Source organism: uncultured Maribacter sp., from assembly GCF_947496775.1.
Lineage (GTDB): Bacteria > Bacteroidota > Bacteroidia > Flavobacteriales > Flavobacteriaceae > Maribacter_B.
Genome location: NZ_CANMDU010000056.1, coordinates 1 through 476 on the forward strand (window position 1 = coordinate 1; position 476 = coordinate 476).

Below are 476 nucleotides of genomic sequence, written 5' to 3' on the forward strand. Positions count from 1 at the left end.
AATGCAAGTTCGTTAAGTCCAACGGTGGTACATACGGGAGCTAGTTTAAACCCAACAACCGGAACAGCGCAGGATTTCACTAATCCAGTAACATATAGAGTAACAGCCGCCGATGGTTCTACTAAGGATTATATAGTAACGGTTATAGTTGCAGCTAGTAGTACAAAAGATATAACGGCTTTTAGTATCAATGGTGTAAATGGAGTGATTAGCGGTACAGCAGTAACAGTAAGTTTACCCACAGGAACGAATGCAAGTTCGTTAAGTCCAACGGTGGTACATACGGGAGCTAGTTTAAACCCAACAACCGGAACGGCACAGGATTTCACTAATCCAGTAACATATAGAGTAACAGCCGCCGATGGTTCTACTAAGGATTATATAGTAACGGTTATAGTTGCAGCTAGTAGTACAAAGGATATAACGGCTTTTAGTATCAATGGTGTAAATGGAGTGATTAGCGGTACAGCAGTAAC

1 pseudogene is annotated in these 476 nt (G+C 41.4%); it reads left to right on the forward strand.

From position 1 onward, the window contains the following. Window positions 1–476 (forward strand): annotated as a pseudogene (locus Q0856_RS18055) (hypothetical protein); the annotation flags it as partial.